18 protein-coding genes are annotated in these 22371 nt (G+C 38.3%); 10 read left to right on the forward strand and 8 right to left on the reverse strand.

Annotated elements, in window-relative coordinates; translation table 11 throughout:
• Positions 1 to 236: 236 nt before the first annotated feature.
• From AAC026_RS11315 to AAC026_RS11335, 5 genes are all read left to right on the forward strand, one after another.
• Entirely contained in the window at positions 237 to 1982 is a 1746-nt protein-coding gene (locus tag AAC026_RS11315; RefSeq protein WP_339698019.1) for a tetratricopeptide repeat protein, read from the forward strand.
• 228 nt (positions 1983 to 2210) lie between these two features.
• Positions 2211 to 2477: a LuxR C-terminal-related transcriptional regulator gene (locus tag AAC026_RS11320; protein ID WP_339609866.1), complete on the forward strand. Its 267-nt coding sequence runs from the start codon at positions 2211 to 2213 to the stop codon at positions 2475 to 2477.
• 25 nt (positions 2478 to 2502) lie between these two features.
• Positions 2503 to 5091 carry a tail fiber domain-containing protein gene (locus tag AAC026_RS11325; RefSeq protein WP_339698022.1) on the forward strand — a complete coding sequence of 863 codons (2589 nt, stop codon included), beginning with the start codon at positions 2503 to 2505 and terminating at the stop codon, positions 5089 to 5091.
• Between the two features lie 68 nt (positions 5092 to 5159).
• A complete protein-coding gene (locus AAC026_RS11330; protein ID WP_339698025.1) occupies positions 5160 to 9929 on the forward strand; it encodes a tandem-95 repeat protein in 4770 nt (1589 codons plus the stop codon).
• 2 nt (positions 9930 to 9931) lie between these two features.
• A complete protein-coding gene (locus tag AAC026_RS11335; protein ID WP_339698028.1) occupies positions 9932 to 10393 on the forward strand; it encodes a hypothetical protein in 462 nt (153 codons plus the stop codon).
• A gap of 274 nt (positions 10394 to 10667) precedes the next feature.
• On the opposite strand, the gene AAC026_RS11340 is transcribed toward AAC026_RS11335, so the two are convergent.
• Complete coding sequence (locus tag AAC026_RS11340) at positions 10668 to 12356, reverse strand: Na/Pi cotransporter family protein (RefSeq protein ID WP_339698031.1); 1689 nt, start codon at positions 12354 to 12356, stop codon at positions 10668 to 10670.
• Positions 12357 to 12578: 222 nt separating this feature from the next.
• On the opposite strand from AAC026_RS11340, the gene AAC026_RS11345 reads away from it, so the two are divergent.
• The 5 genes from AAC026_RS11345 (at position 12579) to AAC026_RS11365 (ending at position 16668) form a co-directional block, all read left to right on the forward strand.
• Positions 12579 to 13742: a Na/Pi symporter gene (locus tag AAC026_RS11345; RefSeq protein ID WP_339698034.1), complete on the forward strand. Its 1164-nt coding sequence runs from the start codon at positions 12579 to 12581 to the stop codon at positions 13740 to 13742.
• Positions 13743 to 14007: 265 nt separating this feature from the next.
• Complete coding sequence (locus AAC026_RS11350) at positions 14008 to 15048, forward strand: porin (protein ID WP_339698037.1); 1041 nt, start codon at positions 14008 to 14010, stop codon at positions 15046 to 15048.
• 120 nt (positions 15049 to 15168) lie between these two features.
• Positions 15169 to 15522: a phage holin family protein gene (locus AAC026_RS11355; protein WP_339609758.1), complete on the forward strand. Its 354-nt coding sequence runs from the start codon at positions 15169 to 15171 to the stop codon at positions 15520 to 15522.
• Positions 15519 to 15923, forward strand: coding sequence for a hypothetical protein (locus AAC026_RS11360; protein WP_339609760.1), 405 nt, complete (start codon positions 15519 to 15521; stop codon positions 15921 to 15923). The genes AAC026_RS11355 and AAC026_RS11360 overlap by 4 nt, the downstream gene beginning before the upstream one ends.
• Positions 15913 to 16668 (forward strand): geranylgeranylglyceryl/heptaprenylglyceryl phosphate synthase, encoded by a 756-nt coding sequence (locus AAC026_RS11365; protein ID WP_339609762.1) that lies wholly within the window; start codon positions 15913 to 15915, stop codon positions 16666 to 16668. The genes AAC026_RS11360 and AAC026_RS11365 overlap by 11 nt, the downstream gene beginning before the upstream one ends.
• Here the strand turns inward: AAC026_RS11365 and AAC026_RS11370 are convergent.
• The 7 genes from AAC026_RS11370 to panC form a co-directional block, all read right to left on the reverse strand.
• Positions 16654 to 17577: an AraC family transcriptional regulator gene (locus AAC026_RS11370; RefSeq protein ID WP_339609764.1), complete on the reverse strand. Its 924-nt coding sequence runs from the start codon at positions 17575 to 17577 to the stop codon at positions 16654 to 16656. The genes AAC026_RS11365 and AAC026_RS11370 overlap by 15 nt on opposite strands.
• A gap of 130 nt (positions 17578 to 17707) precedes the next feature.
• Positions 17708 to 18847 carry an acyl-CoA dehydrogenase gene (locus AAC026_RS11375; RefSeq protein WP_339698040.1) on the reverse strand — a complete coding sequence of 380 codons (1140 nt, stop codon included), beginning with the start codon at positions 18845 to 18847 and terminating at the stop codon, positions 17708 to 17710.
• A 55-nt stretch (positions 18848 to 18902) separates the two neighbouring features.
• Positions 18903 to 19589 carry a zinc metallopeptidase gene (locus AAC026_RS11380; RefSeq protein ID WP_339698043.1) on the reverse strand — a complete coding sequence of 229 codons (687 nt, stop codon included), beginning with the start codon at positions 19587 to 19589 and terminating at the stop codon, positions 18903 to 18905.
• A gap of 5 nt (positions 19590 to 19594) precedes the next feature.
• Entirely contained in the window at positions 19595 to 20023 is a 429-nt protein-coding gene (gene rfaE2 / locus AAC026_RS11385; protein WP_339698046.1) for a D-glycero-beta-D-manno-heptose 1-phosphate adenylyltransferase, read from the reverse strand.
• Between the two features lie 37 nt (positions 20024 to 20060).
• On the reverse strand, positions 20061 to 21065 hold the full coding sequence (locus AAC026_RS11390; protein ID WP_339698049.1) for a lysylphosphatidylglycerol synthase transmembrane domain-containing protein: 1005 nt from the start codon (positions 21063 to 21065) through the stop codon (positions 20061 to 20063).
• Between the two features lie 7 nt (positions 21066 to 21072).
• The gene (gene panD, locus AAC026_RS11395; RefSeq protein WP_339607569.1) at positions 21073 to 21420 is read right to left on the reverse strand and encodes an aspartate 1-decarboxylase; all 348 of its coding nucleotides are present in this window, start codon (positions 21418 to 21420) and stop codon (positions 21073 to 21075) included.
• Between the two features lie 25 nt (positions 21421 to 21445).
• Positions 21446 to 22294, reverse strand: coding sequence for a pantoate--beta-alanine ligase (gene panC, locus AAC026_RS11400; RefSeq protein WP_339698052.1), 849 nt, complete (start codon positions 22292 to 22294; stop codon positions 21446 to 21448).
• Positions 22295 to 22371 lie beyond the last annotated feature (77 nt).

The raw sequence follows: 22371 nt of genomic DNA on the forward strand, positions 1-22371 counted from the left end.
ACTGCCTTTACCGGTGGGAGAGTAGGTCGCTGCCAATTTATTATCAAAAACCCCTCGATTAATCTCTTGGGGTTTTTTTATGAGCTTCAATCAAGAAGAAATGATCGGTAAACGACTCTTTCAAGTAAAATCCATTCATTTCAAAGTAGTTATTTCGTATTATAGCATTTGAGTTTCCTAAAAACTTACTTGATGGTAAAGGAGGCTTTAACTTTTGAACTGGACACCTCAATCGAATGGCTTCACTTGCTACTTACTTATGGAAGACTAAAAGTGCTTTTGTGCTTTTCTTATATTTGATTTTGACGCTTTTTTGTTATTCCCCACTATTTTCTCAAACAACAAGAATTTCTGAATTAATAGAATTATCAAAGAAGAACTCCAGGTATCCTGACAGCCTAGCGGTTTATGGAAAGGAGCTTATTATTTATGATGATGCTACTGCATTGATAGAAGGCCATTTCGCCATTGGTTACTCTTTTTACCAAAAGGGAATAATGGAGTCTGCTGGATTACATTATGATACAGCCTTAAACTATGCTGATCCCCAAAGAGAGTATTTGGTATACAGCCGAATTAAGAGAAATCGAGGAATTGTTTACCAAAGGATGGGAGAGTTTCAGAAGGCAGAGGATGTTTATGAAACATTATTTAAGGAGGCGAAGGATCAGGGTAATGAACTAGGTCAAGCGCTAATGCATAATCAACTGGGGGTTATATCACAAGCCCAAGGTAATTACAACGAGGCCGCAGATGACTTTAACAAAGCTATTGAAATATACTCTCGGAAAGACTCTTCTAATATAGCCAACGCGTTGTTGAATTTGGGGACTCTCTATGGGAGGATGGACTTAATCGATGAGTCCAATAGCAAATTATTAATTGCGGCAGATGTTGCAAAGGGGTTTAATCAATTAGTGATACAAGCAAGGTGTTACAATAATATTTCGGTTAACTATAGAAAAATATCCAAGACTGATTCGAGTAATTATTACCTGAGCTTGAATGAGAAGTTGTACAAAAGATTGAATAATAGCTTGGCGTTGATTGAGGTTTATCAAAACAAAACAAGTAATTTCTTGGTGATGGAGAATAAGGATAGTACTTACTTTTACTTGAGTAAGGTGCTAGAATTAAATCAATCGAGCCAAGATTTGTACAGAGAGGCCCAACTTGATTTTTTGAAGGGGAAAGTTGAGGTAAAGTTTGGAGACGCAGAGTTGGCGATTCAATCTGTTAACGCGGCTATAACAAAATCTCTCAAACAGAATAGGGTTGATAACTTGGATGACCATTATCTTTTACTTTCTGAGGCGTATGAAAAGGCAGGTAATACTCAGGCTGCTTTGGCCATTATGCGAAAATGGAAAAATTTAAATGACAGTATTGAAATTTATAGGAACATAAAGACCATTCAAGAAATTACTTCGGCATATGATTTTGCGAGGTCCGAAGAGGTGATTAAACAGAGTAGGGAACAAACCACTTTTTTTCAGAGGCTAAGTACTCGCTTGGCAATAGGAGCTGTAATTCTTGCTGCTTTGAGTGTTTTCCTTTATTTGAAGTTCAAGAAAAAGAGTAGTGAAGCAGAGTTAAGAGAGAGTGAGGTAAATGAACTGAAGTTGAAAGTTGCTGAACTACAGCAAACAGTTAAGCAGTCTGCTTCCAATTTTATTACGCTAAAAAGTAAAGCAGTAATTCCTCTTGACAAGTTGATGTTCATTCAATCTGATGGTCATTATCTAGAGTTTTTTTTAGACAACAAAGACAGGCCTGAAATTGATAGAGGAACACTAAAAGAGTTAAAATCTGATTTACCTGTCAATACCTTTATTCAAGTTCATAGGTCTTATATTATCAATATCCATTTTATACGTGAGGTTTATGCAAACCGAGTTGTACTGCAGAACAATCACGAATTGAACATTTCAAGGAGCTTTAAAACCAGTATGGACGAAATTTTTCAATCCAAAGCTTCATAGGTCAATTTTTGATTAAACAAGAAGCTTCAAGTTGGTTGTCGTTCATATCAGTTTTTCGGTGATTCGTGACAATCTTATTCAATTTTCATTTTTTTGAGGCACACAGGCAGATTTCATTCATGCTAAGACACCTGTCATCCACGCCAATTTTTTTGAATTGGCCTGTTTACTTCTGACCTTTTCCTTACAACAACTAGTACCCCAATTAGGGTAAAATTTCAGACGCTTATGACTATTGCAAGATTCCGGGAGACTCGGAAATCGGTTATCGAGATATTATCTAATCGCGAAATGGATGTGCTTCTTGGCCTTGCCAAAGGGGAAGGACGGAGAAGTATATCAGAACGATTGGGTATTTCAGTATTGACTTATGACGAACACAGGAAGAACATAAAACAGAAGCTTCGTCTCAATACGCAAGCCGATTGGGCTTCCGCCATTGTCTTATTTAGAAATGTTAGTTCAACCAAAGATGTAAAGGAAATCGAAAAATAAATATCTAACTCATAATTACCCACTCATGAAAAAACAAGTACTACTCTTAACATTGTTTTATGCCTTTATATTCTGTTTAGGCATAAATAGCTATGCAAGCCCTTTTCAGGAAACAACGGCACCAGCGCAAGCAGGTATGAAAATGAATTTTCAAGGAACTCTTTTTGAAAACGGAGAGCCTGTAAATGGCGACAGAAGCATGACTTTCAGTATTGATATTGATGGAACTGCATGGAGCGAAACCCAGACAGTTCAGGTAATTGAAGGACTTTATTCTGTTACACTAGGAGCCGAAAACCCGCTTCCAGAGAATCTGTTTTATAATGTCGCAGAAAGAGGCCTTACAGTAAGCGTAGGAAGTAACACCTTGGGTGCAGTTCAGCTTTTGACTCCCTTTTCACCAAAGGAAATAGGCCCAGCAAACGATCTTCCAAGAAGAATTGAGATTGATAACAACAAAGCGGACTCCGATACAATATTCCATTTTGTTATGAGTGCAGATAACATTAAGAACGGTGCTCAAAGAGGACTTCAGATTGATATGACTGGAGTAGGCTTCAAAATGGCTATGAGAGGAAATATAGCTTCGCAGGCAGAAGACCCATCTGCTAAAATTGGCTTAATAGGTAGTGCAATAGGTGCTGGTTCAGGAACTCACTATGGTGTTTTTGGTCAGGCGTTTGGAGCTGGAAAAACTAACGCAGCAGTGTATGGTTTGGCAGGAGGCCCAGGAAATGGTGACGAAGGTTATGAAGATGGTTCATACAATAATGGTGTACTAGGCTATGGTCAATCTAATCCATGGGGAAATGTTGGAGTTACTGGTTTTGCAACTGGTACTGTTGGTGTTGATAATATTGGAGTTTCGGGAATTTCCTGGGTTGGCGCAGCTGGAAATACTGAAATTGAAAATAAAGGTTTATTAGGAAGGGCTGAAGGGCCAGGTGTTAATAAAGCTGTTTGGGGAAGAGCCATGAATGGTGTCGAAAACTGGGCTGGCTGGTTTGAAGGTGATGTTGCGATTAGAGACGGAAAGAATTTGCAGATTTTTGGCCCAGAAGGGAGTATTAAGGCTGACTTGAATTATTACGAACCTAATAATGCAGGCTCACTTGTTTTACATGGTCATAACAATACCAGAAGAGTAATTCTTGGCAGCAATGCTGGAGGCCAAGCTGGATTTTTAGGTCTGTATGACTCGCTGGATGTGAGTAGAGCAGTTTTGAGAGCATATCCTTCAGGGAATGGTTTTTTTAGCTTGGCTGGAAAAAACTCTACCAATATTGAAGCAGGAGCAAAATTTTGGGAAGAAAACTCTGGCTTAGATTTAGGCTATTTTAAAATTCAAGGTTCAACTCAAGTAGATGACGGAAATGGAGGTACTTACTTTCCAGATTTAGTTTGGATGGATGCCCAAAGATGGGAAGATGGAACTGAGCTAGGCTCAATTGAATTCAGATCTACTGATGGAGCTCATTTTGGAATGAACGCTTACGGCTTAACAGGCAATAGACCAATTGAAATTCACGACAACGATGGAGTACTAAAATCATCACTTAAGTTTGATGAGGATAAGAACTCGGGAATATTGGAATTGTATGGAGCTCAGAACGACTCAGATGTGAAAATTGGGTCTTTCGGCACAAGTGCTGGGGGTCGTTTTCAACTATATAGAAGGAGTGACGATAACAGCTTTACAAGAAGTGCAATTGCAGCAGCAGCATATGGAGAGGGGCTATCTTATTTTAACCTCTATTCTGAAAATTTTGCGGCAGATAACAACGCAAGACTAGTTGATCTATATACTTACGATAGAGATATTAATAACAACCCATACTCAGATAACTATAAGCGCTCAGGAGTAGATTTCTATGATAATCAAGGAACACGATTAGTTGCTGTGGGCTCAGATAAAGAAGAAGGAGGAGCTGACCCAAGTGGAAAATCCGGCTTTATTTATTTGTCTGGAACTAACTCTCCAAATATTGAGCTTGCTGGAAAAAGAGGCGAGAATAACGATCTGGGAGCTATAAGACTTTATGGAACCACAACAGATGGAGGAGCATGGTATCACTCTAACGCTACCATGGAAGTAAATACAAACGGAACTAACCAGTGGGGTAGATTAAGCCTTAATAAGACTGATATAGCTAACAGTACCTCGAGTGAGAACATTTCATTAGATGCTAATTCAGGCAACATTACAATATCAGGCTCTTTATCACAATCATCTGATGCACGTCTTAAAAAGAATGTTTCAGCATTAACCTCTGGGCTGGCTACAGTAAATCGATTGAGAGGGGTTCGCTATAATTGGAAAGACCTATCTCAGCCAGAAAATAAAATTGGCTTCATTGCCCAGGAGGTAGAAACTGTGCTTCCAGAGTTGGTGAATACAAAGGCAGATGGTTTTAAAACAGTTAATTATGCTGAAATGACTGCTGTTTTGGTAGAAGCTGTAAAGGAGCTGAGTCAACAAATTGAAGTCCTAAAAAAGGAGAACACTTCTTTAAAAGCTGAGCTAACAGGTGTAAAAGAGATGGAAGATCGATTGGCTAAAATTGAAGCTTTACTCGGAACACAAAACACAACTCAAAAAACTGATAATCAGTAATCATGATGGATTTAAAAGGAATATATAATTTGTTCCTGCGGTCCATATGCTACCTGTCTCTATTGTTTTTGGCACTTCAAGTTAATGGCCAAGAAGTAAATAAAGATTTGTTGCGTAACCTAAGGGTGACCAGCGCAAGAGGTGGAGAATGGATTTCAGGAGGTATTTACACTGGCTATGTGTCAGTGGGACAATATGGTTCTTCCAGTGTACTAACGGTTACTGATGGACAAACAGAACTTGCTGGCTCTTTTGGCTTTGTTGTACCGCTGTTTAACTTAGAGGAGAATAATGCACCGATTGCTTTGGTGCCAGATACAGAAGTATTCTACACCATTGGCAGTACAATTACTTTAGATGGGTTCGATCCTGATGGGGATGAAATCGAGTTTGAAGTAACGGGCAATCCAAAATTGGGAACATTAGAAGCTAACGGAGAAGAAGGAGATTCATTTCTATTCAAGCCTTCAACAAATTTAGTTACGGGTGTGGTGTATAAAGACACCATTAGGTTTAAGGTAAAGGAACTTGATGGAGATTTGTCATCCGAAATTGCTGCTTATCCCTTCACTTTTAAAGTTGAAGACAAGGCGCATAAAATCGTAGACTTTCAGGTAACTTCTGCTACTGCCGATAGTAAAACACTAGGTTTGAGTTTTACCGATGAACAGTTCAACCAAAGCTATACAGTTAAAATTAGCTACATAGACTTGTCTCAGCCGGGTACCGCTAGCCTTGTAGCTTTGACCAACCAGACGTACGCTTTGGGAGATTTAACTGCTTCGGGAAATACACTAACCGCTAGTATTAATGCGTCCAAATCGCAATTCCCTTATCTTTTTTCAGCAACTCAAGTTTTTGTTACTGCAGAAGTAAATGTGAATAGTGGTTTTGAAGATGACGAAGCATTCATTCTAAGCAATTCGGCTGATGGGAGTTCTAGTGGAGCGATAGCCAATGCAGAGAATACATCTGGTTTATTTACTGATTTTTCAGGTAAGGAGGAAGTATCTTTCGACACTCAAACGTCTGAAGATGGCCAATTCTTCACATTTGCCACTAGAAAATCAACCCCAGAAAATCAGTCCGTTGAATTGAATTTGTATGCCGTTGAATTGGGTGGATTTGATTTAACAAAATCTTCGATTGAAATACCTACACTTCCAAAAACAGGTACGAATGAAAGCCCAGTGAAGGTGAAGAATACTGCCAACCTAGTGCAATGGTCGGTAAAGTATAACCCCGCTGGAGAAATGGGTTATCTTGATTCACTACAATTTGCCGTGAATAATACAGCCAGAAACTTCACTTCAAAATCATACGCAGTAGTGCAAGTAGTTGATGTAAATGATGCGCCAACATTGGCCAACATTGCTAATCAGCAATTGGACGAAGACGGAAGCTTAATACTTACTTTGGCTTATGCAGATGTGGACAATGATTTAACAGTGACCGCTAAATCATCAGATAATGCCAAGGTAACAGCTGCTATTTCAGGTAATCAGTTGACAATAACACCTGCAGCTAATTTCAATGGTAATGCCAACATTACTGTAACGGTATCTGAAACTGGCACCTCTGAGGCATATTCAATATTCAAAAGCTTTACTGTAAATGTATTGCCTGTAAATGATGCACCAGTAATTGCAGATATTAATGATGTAACCATTGATGAAGATAATTTTGGAACGATCAACATTTCCACCACAGATGTAGATTCTAAAATTTCAGTGTTTAACTATACTGTAACGACAGATAAATTGGGAGTGGTAGATGTTTCTTTTACAGGGAACACGATGAAAGTAACTCCTAAGGCCAATTATAATGGTACGGTAAACTTTAGCGTAAAGGCGGATGATCGACTGGGCACTGACCAATCTATTTCTCAACCAAAAACTTTCAATTTGGTGATTAATGCGGTAAACGATGTGCCAGCTATAGAGCAAGTGATTCCAACACAGAAAGTATTGAAAAACTTCCCAACCTATACATTAGAACTTGGAAGGTTTTTTCAAGATGTGGAAACTACAGATGCAAACCTTACTTACAGCTTAAGCAATAGCTCATTATTTACTTTAACTGAAGCAAATGGTGTTTTAAGTATTAGCCCGAATAATGTGGCAGCAGGAAATGAATCCATTACCATTACCGCAAGTGACGGTACTGCAAGTGTAAGCCAAAGTGTTTCTTTTGTTCTTGAAGAACTCGCAGCCGACATTCAGGTGTCAAATGCCATATCAAATCGTAGTGAAAACGAGGATTTCGGTCAGGTAAGCTTTGATATCAGCAATGTTTTTACGGACGTGAATGATGCCAATGCAGTATTTACCTATGAAGTAACAGGTAATTCTTCCTTAGGGGCAAGTATTTCCAATGATGGTAAATCTTTGATATTAACCTCGCCTCAGAACTATACAGGTACAGAAAAAGTATTTTTGATCGGGAAGACAGGTGCTAAATCAGGTTTTGTCTCGTTCGATGTTACAGTCAATCCTATAAATGATGCGCCAACTTTAGGCACAGTGTCAAATCAGACTATTCAAGAAGACTTTCCGTTGAATGGCCTTTTTATTAGTTATGAAGACATTGATAACAGCCTGGGAGAAATGACTTTTACTGCTTCATCCTCTAATCAAAATTTAGTTAAAGACGGAGCAATAACACTAACGTCAAGCGAAACAGGAGTGGTGGTTCAGTTAAACCCAGAATTGAATAAATCAGGAGCAACAATCATTACCCTTAATGCATCAGATGGAAACCTTAGTGCAAGTCGTACTTTCAATTTAACGGTTCAGTCGGTAAACGATGTTCCGACTGTGGTTTCTACTGTAATGGCCAATGCCACTGAGGATGTCGCCTATGCAGTAGACTTATCTACACTCTTTAATGATGTGGATAATGACAACCTTACCTATACTTTTGAAAACAAGCCATCTTGGTTAACGCTGAATGGAAGTCAATTGACTGGCACACCTACAAATAGTAATGTTGGTACAGCCTCTTTCTTTGTTACAACAAATGATGGAAGTGGCGGCAAGGTGCGTCAAGTCTATAGCTTGAACACTATCAATGTAAACGATGCGCCAACATTAGTCAGTGCATTGCCAATTATTAACGCTACAGAAGATGTGTTGTTAAGTGCTGCTTTAAATGAAGCCTCTTTTCTAGATGTTGACGGAGATAATTTAACCTATTCCGCTACATTCAGTGGTAATAGTTGGCTTAGCTTTGACCCAGTTAGCAAACGCTTTACAGGAACACCAAGTAACGACAACGTTGGAAATATTGATGTTTCGGTAACCGCTACGGATGGCTCAGGAGAAAGCGTAAATACTACATTCCAGTTAACAGTCATTAATGTAAACGATGCACCAACCGACATCTCCATACCTACTTTAACAATAGCGGAGAATACAACTTTGGGGGCAGTACTTAGTTTAATTTCTACTGCTGATGTAGACGCAGCTGATAGCCATACCTATTCTTTAGTATCTGGAGTAGGTGCAGACGATAATGCCGTTTTCAACTTATCTAACAATAGTCTTATCACAGCTTCAGCCATTGATTTTGAGAGTAAATCATCACTCAAAATAAGATTGAAGTCTACCGATGGAAGTGGAGTTAGTATTGAAAAGGCATTTGTAGTTACTGTAACCAATGTAAATGAAAACCCTGAGTCGATCGCTTTGAGTGCAAACAGCATCGAAGAAAACAAAGCCTCAGGAACAGTAATTGGTGCATTGACCACTGCTGATCCGGATAACGGAGATAGCCATACCTATTCGTTCGAAACGGGAACTGGTGATGCTGACAATGCTTTGTTCGAAATTTCAGGAGGTAACTTGGTGAACAAGGCAGCTTTAAACTATGAGGAAAAACCATCTTATTCTGTTCGCATAAAATCTACTGATGCGGATGGACTGAGCTTTACTCAAAATTTCACTGTGGATGTTCAGAATGTAAACGAAGCGCCAAGTGCCTTAGTAGTTAGTAACCTGTCAGTTTTAGAGAATGAAGATGCCGGAGTTTTAGTAGGTACTTTGAGCACTACAGACCAAGATGCAGCAGATTCTCATACTTATGCACTCATTAGTGGTGATGGAGACGGAGATAATAGCTCGTTTATTATAAATGGCAATAAATTAGTTACTGCTCAAACTTTCGATAGAGAGGCAAAGGGAGCATATACCGTTCGAATGTCATCTACAGATAATGGCGGGCTAAGCATTGAAAGCAATTTCACAATTGAAATTTCTAATGTTGCCGAACCGAGCTTGGCAGTTGAAGGAGCACTAGATTTCTCTCAAACAGATGTTGGAACAACTAAAGTACTCACATTTTCTATCACCAATGATGGAGATGGCGATGGTTTAGAAGTAACAAATATTGAGGCTCCAACCGGTTTCAGTGTTGATAAAACCACGGTGACACTTGCTATAGGAGCTTCAGAACAAGTTACTGTAACCTTTAGCCCTACGGAAGGAAAAAGCTACAATGGCCAAATATCCATTAGTTCTAATGTGGGTACTGAAACCTTGAATGTGTTAGGAGAAGGAGCCATAGTAACAGGTATTGATGATGATGTGATAGACCAAGAAGAAGTTCAGCTCTATCCAAATCCATCTAAGGATTTAATTACAATCGACCTGAGTCTTGCCCCTGTAGTCGTACCGAATATTGCCATTGTAGATATAAATGGAAACACGGTTTGGTCTGTGAGCAAGGTAAAAGAGCAAAAGATTCAAGTAGATGTGAGCCAGTACCCTGCAGGAACCTATTTGGTTAGAATTTCTTCAGAAAAGGGTTCAGTAGTTAAAAAACTAATGATAATTAAATAGACATGTATACTATAAAAGATAAAGTTTCGAGACATTTTGAACTACTCTTATTGGCCATTGTAATTCTGTTTATTACCGCCTCCTGTGGGGGAGGCGGTGGTGGTGATGATAACCCAGGGCCTTCTGAGCAAGAGCTTGCTTTTGAGAAACTTAAAGGAAATTGGAGAATTACCAACAATGGTAAAATTGAATTAGATGGAAGTGATGTAGCAGCTAATTATGTTGGCTTTACACTTTCATTTACCAATGGAGCATTTACAACAACCAATGCTGGCGATCTTTTTCCGGCATCGGGTACTTGGGAATGGGTTGGAGAAAGTACAAACCAAATTCGTACTGGAAGAGGTAAGGTTGTAACTATAGTTGCCCTTACTACTACCAACTTTGAATTCTCCTTTACAAAAACTGCAAGCAATGCTGTAGCAGGTGTAAGCGGAAACTATGTGATTAGAGTAACTAAATAAAATAAGCTTCAATCCGTAAGATGGAGAGCCTATCAACCTCTCCATTTTTTATTCAAAAAGGAAAAATACCCTAAACTGGGTATTGATACTGGAAGCCAAAAAACTCAATTTTGAATTACTAGTTGGGATTAACACTTCATATAGTAGTCTGATTTTAGTTGAGTCTCTTAGGGTATTGCGTACGGCAATACCCTTTCTTTTTGCCTTTTTTAAAATGGGCATAAAAAAAGACATCATTTAAGATGTCTTTATATTCTTGATGTAAACTTAGCTTTTACATGTCTTCATCATCCTTGCCAAAGTCGCCACGAACAGCCTCACTTACATTGATCACATGGTCTCCAATCTTTTCAGCCGCGAAGAACAAATCTCTGTAAATAATTCCACTCTGAACATCGTATTCTTTTTTCTCAGTGCTCTTTAAATGCTGCTTTCTCATTTTGGTTTTGAGCGCATTAATTGCCATTTCAGTCTCAATAGCGCCTGAAATATCTACTTTTCCATAAACACCGTTCAAGTTGGTAATCATTTGTTCGATGGAAAGATCAATCAATCCGAATATCTCAGTAATATTTTTGTTTTGCTTATCTGAGAAAACAGACTTTTGCTTATTTCCTCTTTCTATATCCTTAGACATCCTGAGAATAATATCTGCAACCCTTTCAAGGTCATGCGCTATGCTCAATATTGATCTTACTTTAACTGAAGACTCAATGCTTAATTGTTGTTCAGAAACCCTTACTAAATAATCAGCAATTCTTTCCTCAATTTCATCAGTACGAACTTCCAGTTTAGATATTTTTGATTTTAGTTTATCTCGTTTGTCTTGTTTTGTCTCATTCAAAAGCTCTTTAAGACTTGTGAACATACGCTTGGTAATTTCAGCAAACTTAATACTCTCTTTTTGAGCACTTAGAATTGACACTTCAGCAGTTAAAGGAGCGTCATAATTAATGTTTGTAAGAGAGAACTCTTCATCTTCGTCACCTTTAGATTTAACTAACCTAGTGGCTAGTTTAACAATTGAAGGAACAAACCAGATTAAGAGCATTACATTCAGAAAGTTGAATGTGGTGTGAAATAAAGCTAAGGTGAATTTGTTTGGGTCACCAGTTTCTGGTGCTGGCCAAATATAGTGCAGAAGATCTAGCACATACGGTAGCATTATTACCATCCATGTTACTCCAATTATATTGAAAAGAGAGTGTATTTTGGCCGATCTTTTTGCGTGCACATTACCCACTAGGGCTGCTAATTCTGCAGTGATTGTTGTTCCAATATTCTCACCTAAAATCATGGCAGTACCAATTTCTATTGGCAAACCTTGCGCGCAAAGCACAATGGTAACGGCCATGGCAGCACTCGATGACTGAACAACGATAGTCAGTATAGTACCAACACCAACAAACAATAATCTTGTTAATATGCCTGGGTCATTAAATTGAGTAAGGAAGGATAATAACTCAGGGCTTTTTTGTATTTCAGGAACAGCCTCTTTTAACGCTTCTAAACCCAAGAAAAGAAGGGCGAACCCAATCATAAACTCAGACCAGTTTTTGAGGTTTGGCTTTTTAGAAAACATTAACGGCATAGCTACTGCAATTAGAGGCAGCGCGTAAGCCGAAATTTTCATTTTAAAACCAATTAATGAAACCAACCAGCCTGTAATGGTAGTTCCAATATTTGCTCCCATCATTACACCAGCCGATTCTACCAAAGAGATTAAGCCAGCATTAACAAAACTCACCGTCATTACAGTGGTAGCAGATGAGGATTGAACTATGGCCGTGATTAAAAAACCTGTCAGAACTCCCGTATAACGGTTGGAAGTCATGGTGCCTAAAATACTTCTGAGGTTGTCTCCGGCAGCTTTTTGGATGCCTTCGCTCATGACTTTCATTCCGTAGATGAAAAAACCAAGTGCGCCTAAAAGTTCAATTACATTCCAGATGCCGTATTCCATTGTGTTATTTTACTGTGATGACGATTTTATTAAAATTCGTTTTTCAGCCGTAAAAGTAGAAATACTTTTTTTAAGGCTAATGTTAAATAATCATTACCAACTCGGTCATTTCTGTAAAGCATACTTAACAATAGGTTCATGTTAGTAAAAAGCCATTGCACTAATTAATAATTACCTTTGCGCCTTACAAATGACTTTAAAGAAACGGGAATTTTAAACAATATGAAAGGAGTTACCTTTGAGGATAGTATATTCTCTACCATGATTGCAAAGGTAGCCCTAATTGTACTAGCGGTTCTTTTTTTCTTTGTGTCTATTGATTTGGTAATTACCGCTCTTTCGGGTTCACTGAATTTCATTAATGAGAACCTACTCTCTACCGCACTTAATCCATTTGTTGGTTTGTTTTTAGGGCTTTTGGTTACAGCTATTATTCAGAGTAGCTCAACTACAAGCACTATGGTGGTTGCCCTTGTTGCTTCTGGAACACTCTCGTTAGAAGAAGCAGTACCTATTATTATGGGAGCCAATGTGGGTACAACCCTTACAAGTACCATTGTAGCTTTGGGTTTTATTTCTAACAAAAGAGCATTTAGAAGAGCAGTTGCTGTGGGTACGATACACGACTTTTATAATATTATTTTGGTGCTGATTTTATTTCCTCTTGAGCACTACTATGGATTTCTTTCAGGTATTTCGTTCTATTTCAGTGAACTGCTGTATGGCAGCGGTGTTTCAGAAGCCGCACCACATACCGATACCGTTTTAGGTAGTGGTTTAACAAGCCAATTTGTGCTTTGGGTAAATAATAGCGTTCTCATTTTAATGATCTCATTTGCCCTTCTTTTTGCATCTATCAAACTTCTTACTTGGATCATCAAAAAAACAATTATTGGAGAGTCTAAAAATAGACTTCAATCTTTTGTATTTGGAAAACCAATCAAATCTTTTAGTTGGGGTGTTTTGCTAACTGCTGCAATTCAATCAAGTTCAGTAACCACCTCTATTTTAGTTCCACTTGCAGCGGCCGATAAGATTAAGCTTAGAAATGCCTTTACATTTATTATAGGAGCCAATGTAGGTACTACGTTAACAGCTCTTATTGCAGCTGGCTTTAGATCTGAGGCAGCGGCTACAATTGCCATAGCTCATTTACTGTTTAATTTAACTGGGGTAATCATTTTTATGTCATTACCAGTTCTCAGAAAACTGTTGGTTCATTTTGTGAAGGAGTTCAGTTATGCTATTGCCAAGTATAGAGTTATAGGTTTGGCTTATATTATTATAATGTTTTTCCTATTACCCTTCTTACTTATTTCATTGAATAGAAATGTTGACAAGCCGCTAAAGGAGATCTCAGAGGTGAGTATAAGTCGGCAATTTTAAACAAAAAATTTTGACTTTAAATGTAAAGTTTACTTTACTTATTAGTAGTATTTATAATTAAAAAATAATGTAATGCTGAAATTAGAAGATTCCAATATGGGGGCAATATGCAGAATTATTCTTTTGACTGCATTCTTTTGTGCCTTGAATTTACCTGTATATGGACAAGATAAGAGTACAAGCACCTTTGGAAAAGGGATTCAGGTTGTAGCTTCAGACTCTTCGTTTTCATTGAAGTTTGGGTTTAGATTCCAAAGCTTGTATCTTGTATCAAGGATCTCTAAATGTAGTCTCGGGCAAATGGAATGATCAATTCTTAATTAGAAGGTCACGTATGAAGTTCGATGGTTTTGCTTACCACCCTAGCCTTACCTACAAATTTGAGATTGGCTTGTCAAGTAGAGATATAGGTGGAGGTGACGTAGATGAACATGGGAATACATCTCGTATTATATATGATGCCGTGCTGAAATGGCAGTTCAGAAAAAATTGGAGCCTTTGGGCCGGTCAAACAAAATTGCCAGGGAACAGGGAGCGTGTAATCTCATCCCAAAAAATGCAGTTTGTAGATCGAAGTCTTTTAAACTCTAGGTTTAACCTAGACAGAGACGTTGGAGTTCAATTACATCACTCATCAAACCTTGGTAATCAAGGGGTTTTTCAACAAATATTAGCCGTTTCAATAGGAGAAGGACGCAACGTTACTACCAATAATATTGGTGGCTACGATTATACTTTAAGGCTAGAGTATTTACCATTTGGCGAATTTACTGGTGGCGGAGATTATTTTGGCTCAGATTTAAAAAGAGAGAAAAGCCCCAAACTGGCCATAGGTGCAACCTTTGATTACAATGATGGTGCCGCAAGACAGCGCGGACAACTTGGTGCTTTTGTTCAGGACTCAAACGGTAATCAGCTTTCAACCGATCTGTCTACTGTGTTTATAGATAGTCATTTTAAGTACAATGGATTCTCGTTTATGGGGGAATACGCTAATAAAAGATCTTCTGAACAGGTGTTTGTGGTATTAGATGATTTTTCAACACTAAAATATACTACAGGAAATGCCATCAATCTTCAAGCAGGTTATTTGATTGAAAAGTCGGAATGGGCTATTCGGTACACCCACGTAAATCCAGATGATTTAACCTATTCAGGCCTAAAGGAGGAAACTCAGTACACCCTTGGTTACTCTAAATATATAGTAGGCCATAATCTTAAACTGCAGAGCGACCTTTCTTTTACAGATAAGGCACAAGGAGATAACCTGGTCACTTTCAGGTTTCAATTTGAAATCTCCTTCTAATTCAAACAAAATAAGTCTGCTGGCGATTGTTATAGAATAAGCTTTGCTAGGAGCTATTTTATGTCTAATTACCTTATAGTTCCTTTCTTCTTCTTAAATTGAAACCTTAAATCTGGGAGTTTGAAACTATTCGATTTTAACAGACTAATGGAAGCCTTCAATGGCTTTATTGAAACTAAAGTTGAGCTTTGGAAGCTTGAGGCAAAAGAAGAGATAAGTGCCCTTATCGCAAAAATGCTTGTGGTAATGCTGCTGAGTTTGTGTGCTTTAATGGTGCTGTTATTCTTGACTTTAGCTCTAGCCTTCCTCTTCAATGATTTGCTTGAAAGCACTGTTTGGGGCTTTGTTATTGTTGGAGGACTATATGGAATAGCCACAATAATACTTTATATAAAAAGGAATGCCATTATTGAAACCATTGTAAGGCAACAGAATAACGAAATTGAAGGAGTAAGTGAAGAGGACGCACTATGAAATCGAGAAAGGAACAACTAGAGCAGTCGAATGCTAAGTACAAAGAGTTACTTGAAGATCAGTTTGAGTCGATCAAGGAGAATTTTCAAGATACAGGTAAAAAAGCACTATGGATTGGTGGAGGCCTTTTGTTGGCTTATGGCCTCACCGCACTTATTACCTCAGGCGGAAAGGATGAAGAAGAGGTAGAAGGTGGAGAAATTATTGAGATTGTTCCGGAACCTTCAAAAAGCAAAAAAGTAAAGCTAAGAAAGGTTGTTGAGCATGAACATAAAGAAGAATCGGCAGTGGTGAGTGCACTAAAGCATCAGGCTATAGTTTTTGTGTTAGGTTTGGCTGCGAAGAAACTTGGCGATTTTTTGAAAGACTTGGGAGAAAAAGAAGAAGAAGGTGATTCTTAATTTATTTAAACAAAGAGCAAGTGATGGAAGAAAGTCCCTTGCGCTACTTATTGATCCAGACGACATTAATGAAAGTGGCTTGAAAGCCGTTATTAATGCTGCTATTGAAAATAGGGTCAATTATTTTTTTGTAGGAGGTAGCTTAATCACTACCAGTAATTTAGCACCAGTAATCGAGTCGATTAAGGCCCTAAGTGATATCCCTTGTGTATTGTTTCCTGGTAACGCCATTCATATTCACTCCGATGCTGACGCGATTCTTTTTCTTTCATTGATTTCTGGAAGAAACCCAGAGTTACTTATTGGCCAGCATGTAGTGGCGGCACCAGTAATTAAAAGGAGTAAGCTAGAAGTAATACCAACGGGTTATATGCTTATTCACTCAGGCAAACCCACTAGCGTTTCGTATATGAGTAATACACAACCTATTCCAAACGACAAACCAAGTTTGGCTGTGAGTACTGCATTAGCTGGAGAAATGCTTGGCTTACAATGTATTTATCTTGATGCTGGAAGTGGAGCCCTTGAGCCAGTTCCATCAAAAATGATTAAGGCAGTAAAACGTAATATTGAAGCTCCTTTAATTGTAGGAGGAGGAATAAACACAACTAGAAAGGCCAAGGAGGCACTTGAAGCTGGGGCTGATATTATAGTTATTGGCAATGCAGCACAAAAAAACCTCAGCATTTTGGCTGAGGTTTCTGATGTAGTCCAATATTTTAATCAAGAGTTAAACGTTAATTAAACTCTCTCTTCTTCTCATTTTTCCAGCAGGAATACCGAACATCATTTTGAATCTTCGACAGAAGTAAGCAGTGTCTTTATAGCCAACTTCACGTCCGATGTCACGGATGCTCTTCTTGGTAGTACGCAATAAATCAACCGCAGCTTCCATTCTTTGATACTCGATGTAATCCTGAGGATTGATTCCAGTAAGCATTTTGAAATACTGACCAACGTAATCTTCAGAAACACCAGCAACACCAGCCAATACTTTGTTTGAAAGATCACCACCAAGGTTGTTTTTGATATAAGCAAAAATATCGATGAGTCTTGGATCCTTAAAGTAAGTGCTGTTGGTTACCAATTGCTCAACAAAGAGACGCTTGTCAAGAATGTACCTGATGATTTCAACACAAAGATATTCTGTGTTTACTTTAATAATTCTGTTTTTACCAGGCTTGGTAGAGTTTGTTTCTTCAATAATCACACGGATCAACTGTGCGATCGTTTCGTTACCACGGATGGCAAACGGAGTGATATTCAATGAAGCAAAGAAGTTTACAGAATCAAAAACTTTGGCTTCAAACATTACTTGACTGAATCCATCAACATCATAATCATTGATGTCAGAGTCAGAAGCATTTTGAAGATACTTCTTCTTGTTAGCAATAAAGTCTTCGCTAGAAACAACTGGTGCTGTTAAAGAGCTGTACGAAATTGCTGTTGATTTGCCGCCAGGAATGAAAAGCATATCTCCTTCAGAAATCTTTTCTTGATCAGGGCCAAAGAATATGTCCCCATTGTTTACTATGAAAATCGTGTTCTCTACATCGTAGTGATTTTCAATAGTAACTGGCTTCGCTATTTTCATGTTTCTGCTCTTAATATAGCGTACTCCTAGCGACTCAATAATTTTGTTGTAGTCTTCCATTTACGTTCTTGTTAAAAATTATTATACACTTACACGCTGTAAAAGTAAAACAGAATTAACGAGAATCAAAAAAAAATGACCATTGGCAATATTTATTATGCCAATGGTCATTTGAATAGGATAATTCTAACTATTTGAGTAGTTCTCTGGATATTACTATCTTCTGTATCTCAGATGTACCCTCATATATTTGAGTGATTTTGGCATCTCTCATTAATCTTTCTACATGATATTCTTTAACGTATCCATAGCCGCCATGAATTTGTACAGCCTCAACAGTGGTATCCATCGCTACCTTTGAAGCAAAAAGTTTAGCCATTGCGCCAGCTTTTCCAAAATCCTTTTTCTGATCTTTTAAATGGGCCGCTTTAAAGCATAACAATCTAGCAGCTTCAATTTCAGTGGCCATATCAGCAAGCTTAAATTGAATAGCTTGGTGTTGGCTGATTGGTTTACCAAAGGCTTTTCTTTCTTTAGAATATGCTAATGCCAATTCGTAAGCTCCTGAAGCAATACCTAATGCTTGAGATGCAATTCCAATTCTACCACCATTTAATGTCGACATGGCGAATTTGAAACCAAAACCATCTTCTCCAATACGGTTTTCCTTCGGAACTTTAACATCAGTAAACATTAAAGAGTGAGTATCAGAACCTCTAATGCCAAGCTTGTTTTCTTTTTTACCAACCACAAAGCCTTCCATTCCTTTTTCTACAATAAGGCAGTTGATGCCTTTGTGCCCTTTCTCACGATCAGTTTGAGCTATAACCAAATAAACCGAAGCGGTATTTCCGTTTGTAATCCAGTTTTTGGTTCCGTTTAAAAGGTAGTAGTCGCCTTTGTCTTCGGCAGTTGTTCTTTGCGAAGTTGCATCAGAGCCTGCTTCTGGTTCGGAGAGGCAAAATGCACCTATTTTTTCACCAGTAGCCAAGGGCTTAAGATATTTCTCCTTTTGCTCTTCAGTACCATATTTTTCAATTCCCCAGCAAACAAGGCTGTTATTAACCGACATGCAAACAGAGGCTGAAGCATCAATTTTAGAAATTTCTTCCATGGCGAGTACATAAGAAATGGAGTCCATACCACCTCCATTATACTTAGGGTCTACCATCATTCCTAAGAAACCAAGCTCGCCCATTTTCTTAACCTGTTCTATAGGAAAAGTTTGAGTTTCGTCTCTTTCAATGACTCCCGGAAGAAGTTCTGTTTGTGCAAATTCTCTGGCGGCCTGCTGAACCGCTAATTGTTCTTCGGTTAATTCGAAATTCATGCTTTAATAATTTACCTAACGTTTGTTAGCAAATGTAGTAAATTCAGCTTAATGATTAGTCGTTATTCACAAACATCAGTACGTAATAAAGTAACATAGCTAATGAACCCAATGCTGCTACAAGATATGTTCTGGCCGCTGCATTAAGCGCATCTTCAGCCATACCATGCTCATCTGAGGTTACAATGTTACGATCGTTGATCCAAGCCAAGGCTCTTTTTGTAGCATCATACTCTACGGGTAAAGTGATGAATGCGAACAGGGTAAAGATGAAATAACAACCTATAATAATAGGCAAGGCTGCTTGCCAAGACATTAAGCCTAAGAATAGTGAGCTAATTAATAATCCCATAAAAATGAAGTTGATAATTTTACCACTTGCATTTTGAATTGGAACCAATGCCGAGCGCATTTCCAATGGGCCGTAAGCTTTTGCGTGCTGAACAGCGTGACCACATTCGTGAGCGGCAACAGCAGCAGCCATTACCGAACGACCTTCATATATTTCAGGGCTAAGGTTTACCGTTTTGTCTGTAGGGTTATAATGGTCGGTTAACCTGCCTTGTACAGAAACAACTTTTACATCATGAATTTGATTGTCCCGAAGCATTAACTCAGCAATCTCTCTTCCTGTTAGGCCAATGTTCAGGCCAACCTGCGAGTACTTTTTGAACTTCTTCTTTAAATTGTTTTGGACCACCCAACTAACAATTGCAATTACTATAATCAATACTAAAAACATGTTCTTTATTTTTTAAGTTTTTGAATCAAATTTGTTGTGGAGTAACCGTCCACCAAGTCGATGGTTTTTACTTCTCCTCCGTTCGCCAATACGATATCTGCCCCAACAATGTTGCTTAAATCGTAGTCACTTCCTTTTACCAGAATATCTGGAATCAAATAGGTGATTAATTCCTTCGGAGTGTCTTCGGAAAACAGCGTTACACCATCTACAAAAGCCAAAGCTGCAAGCATTCTTGCCCTTGCATTTTCATCATTTACTGGCCTTTCTTCACCCTTAAGTCTTTTAACTGAAGGGTTATCATTGAGACCAACTACTAATTTAGAACCGAGCGTTTTGGCTTTTTCTAAATAGTCGATATGCCCTAAGTGGAGAATATCGAAACAACCATTTGTGAAAACAACTTTTTCACCTTGACTTTTCCATTTCAGCATCAGGGCTTTTAAGGCTTTGGGGCTGTATATCTTATTCTTAGTGGGTGTCAATTCTCTTTTTCTTTTTTCTGAAGTTAAGGATAAGTAGGCTCAAAAATCCAAATATGATAACTGAAACTACTTGTGATCCATGCGATACCACTGCAAAAACATAACCATCGTTATGAGATATGCCATAAATGACTAAAATGCTTGCCACTAAGGCTTGATAAGCCCCAATTCCATTGTTTACTGGAGCGGCCATGCCAAGGCTTCCCATTACTAGAACAGCAATTCCTGCCATTAATGACAATTCGGCAGTTGGGACATAACCGAATGATATTACATAGAGCATTGCAAAATACAGCGCCCAAATACCTAAAGTAGATAGCCAAAAGCCAAGAGGATTCTCCACATTTTTAATCGCTTTAACGCCAGAAATTAACTCTATAGTTTTTTGCTTGATTTTAAAGTAAACAGAGTTTGGATTGTCTTCCTTTTTAGATTTTCGGATTACAAAGAGAATTAATAAGAGCCCTATTATTCCAGCTAAAATCAAATAGGGCCAAAGTGTGATTAGAAATGGGAGCTTATTATCTATAAACTGACTAAAATATGATTTGAGTAGGTTGAACTGCATAGCCAAGAGGAACATGGTAAACAGCATAAGCATAAACAAATCCAATAACCGGTCTGTGATCACAGTGCCTAGCGAAAATGTAACAGGAATATTTTCCTCTTTTTTCATAATAGTGCAACGGGCAACTTCCCCTAGACGGGGAATGGCCATATTGCCTAAATAGCATACCATTACAGCCAAAAACGATGTCCATGTGCTTGGTCGTGGCCCCTGAGTGCCTAAGAGCATTGCCCATCTATACGCCCTGAGGCTATGGCTGAAAAGAGATAAAAGTATACTCAGTAAGATCCACTCATACTTAAAGCTTTTTAAGGCTTCCCAGATTTGATTCCAATCTGTAGTTTTTGAACTGTTATACAAGATATATCCTGTGATCCCAAGGGACAGAATAAGTTTGAGAATATCTTTTGAGCTGATTTTCAAAATAGCGTTAAGCTAGCCTGTTATTCTTGTCAGGAAAAACAATTTTGGGTTTGAAGGTTTTGGCTTCTTCGTAATCCATTATTCCATATGAAACTATAATAATGATATCGCCCACTTGTACTCTTCGAGCCGCGGGGCCGTTTAAACAAACTGTACCACTACCTTTTTCTCCTTTAATTACATAAGTTTCGAATCGCTCACCGTTGTTCACGTTTACAATTTGAACCTTTTCATTTTCAATGATTCCAGAAGCCTCCATTAAGTGTTCATCTAGCGTAATACTACCAACATAGTGTAGCTCTGCCTGTGTTACTTTTGCTCTGTGAATTTTTGATTTAAAAACCTCTATCTGCATACCTTCTTAAAATGCGACCGCAAAGCTAATAATTTAAAAGTAAGTTGTCTATTAACCTTACTTTTCCAATTTCAGCAGCAATACAAAGCGCTGTTTTCTTTGGGTCTGAAACCGTGGAAATTCCTGTGAAATTCTCGGTTTCAACTACTTCGAAATACTCAAGGGTCAAACGTTCATTCTTCTTGAATAGTTCGTGGACTTGTTCAGTGATATGATTTATGGAAGTGCCATTTAAGATATCGTCAGCAGATTCTTTAAGGGATTTGTAAATAAGGCCTGCTTGTATTTTTTCTTCTTTGGTAAGCCGTTCATTACGTGAAGACATGGCCAAACCATTACTTTCTCTTTTTGTGGGTACCATGTGTAACTCAATAGGAAAGGAAAGTTGGTCAATCAGCTTTTTAATTACGAAAAACTGTTGCAGGTCTTTCTGGCCAAAGAAGGCACTATTGGGTTGAAATATATTGAATAGCTTAGAAACAATTTGGCCTACACCACTGAAGTGGCCTGGCCTGAATTTCCCTTCTAACGAGTTTTCTAATGCACCAAAGTTGATTTTGAGGTCATGTTTGCTACTATACATTTCAGCTACCTCTGGAGCAAATACAATGTCACAACCTGCTTCAAGTAATAGAGATAGATCACGCTCAAGATTTCTAGGGTACTTCTCCAGATCCTCTGAATTATTGAATTGAGTAGGGTTAACAAAAATGGAAACAGCTACTACATCCGATTTTTCCCTGGCCTTTTCAACCAGTGAAATATGTCCTTGATGTAGCGCACCCATGGTTGGAACTAAACCAATCTTCTTGTTTTTGAGGCGATGTTTGAGAAGCTCGGCACGGAGTTCTTCTATTTTTTTAAAGGTGTTCATTTGGTCGCGAAGGATAATCTAATTAACGCTTATTAACAACGCTTTTTTAGATAAATCAAGGTTTTTTCGGGAAAATG

The sequence above is a fragment of the uncultured Roseivirga sp. genome, from assembly GCF_963973945.1.
Classification (GTDB): Bacteria; Bacteroidota; Bacteroidia; order Cytophagales; family Cyclobacteriaceae; genus Roseivirga.

What these genes read in the sequence shown, in the direction of transcription:
- AAC026_RS11325 (WP_339698022.1), top strand. Translation starts at nt 2,503, where the DNA reads ATGAAAAAACAAGTACTACTCTTAACATTGTTTTATGCCTTTATATTC.
- AAC026_RS11380 (WP_339698043.1), bottom strand. Translation starts at nt 19,589, where the DNA reads ATGTTTTTAGTATTGATTATAGTAATTGCAATTGTTAGTTGGGTGGTC.
- rfaE2 (WP_339698046.1), bottom strand. Translation starts at nt 20,023, where the DNA reads ATGCTGAAATGGAAAAGTCAAGGTGAAAAAGTTGTTTTCACAAATGGT.
- AAC026_RS11315 (WP_339698019.1), top strand. Translation starts at nt 237, where the DNA reads ATGGCTTCACTTGCTACTTACTTATGGAAGACTAAAAGTGCTTTTGTG.
- AAC026_RS11375 (WP_339698040.1), bottom strand. Translation starts at nt 18,847, where the DNA reads ATGAATTTCGAATTAACCGAAGAACAATTAGCGGTTCAGCAGGCCGCC.
- AAC026_RS11340 (WP_339698031.1), bottom strand. Translation starts at nt 12,356, where the DNA reads ATGGAATACGGCATCTGGAATGTAATTGAACTTTTAGGCGCACTTGGT.
- AAC026_RS11345 (WP_339698034.1), top strand. Translation starts at nt 12,579, where the DNA reads ATGAAAGGAGTTACCTTTGAGGATAGTATATTCTCTACCATGATTGCA.
- panD (WP_339607569.1), bottom strand. Translation starts at nt 21,420, where the DNA reads ATGCAGATAGAGGTTTTTAAATCAAAAATTCACAGAGCAAAAGTAACA.
- AAC026_RS11335 (WP_339698028.1), top strand. Translation starts at nt 9,932, where the DNA reads ATGTATACTATAAAAGATAAAGTTTCGAGACATTTTGAACTACTCTTA.
- panC (WP_339698052.1), bottom strand. Translation starts at nt 22,294, where the DNA reads ATGAACACCTTTAAAAAAATAGAAGAACTCCGTGCCGAGCTTCTCAAA.
- AAC026_RS11320 (WP_339609866.1), top strand. Translation starts at nt 2,211, where the DNA reads ATGACTATTGCAAGATTCCGGGAGACTCGGAAATCGGTTATCGAGATA.
- AAC026_RS11370 (WP_339609764.1), bottom strand. Translation starts at nt 17,577, where the DNA reads ATGGAAGACTACAACAAAATTATTGAGTCGCTAGGAGTACGCTATATT.
- AAC026_RS11360 (WP_339609760.1), top strand. Translation starts at nt 15,519, where the DNA reads ATGAAATCGAGAAAGGAACAACTAGAGCAGTCGAATGCTAAGTACAAA.